This window comes from Burkholderia sp. JPY481, assembly GCF_038900515.1.
Classification (GTDB): domain Bacteria; phylum Pseudomonadota; class Gammaproteobacteria; order Burkholderiales; family Burkholderiaceae; genus Paraburkholderia; species Paraburkholderia youngii.
In genome coordinates this window covers 1-255 of record NZ_JAYMRT010000209.1, presented here as the reverse complement: position 1 = coordinate 255, position 255 = coordinate 1, and the positions used below count along the sequence as shown (strand labels likewise).

The 255-nt window shown below is 62.4% G+C and carries 1 pseudogene; it reads left to right on the top strand.

Features of this window, described 5'->3' with window-relative positions:
- A pseudogene (locus VSR82_RS40375) lies at positions 1-255 on the top strand (glycoside hydrolase family 19 protein); the annotation flags it as partial.

Here is a 255-nt window from a genome sequence, read left to right as displayed (position 1 = left end):
CGGGACTACGCTGCATCGCGGATGGTGTGCTGATCGCGTATCGCGCCAACCAGGACTATCCGGTCAGCGAGGCAAGCGTGGACGGCAGTAACGTGCCGCTTCGGGCTCCGTACAGCACGGGCTTTGCCCTGGTGCGGCACGAGATGGAGTTTCCGCGCGGCACGCAGCTGACGTTCTACAGCCTGTACATGCACCTGATGTCCAACGCTGACTATGACAACTTCCCGAAGCGGCAGAAACCGGCGTACTGGTCGC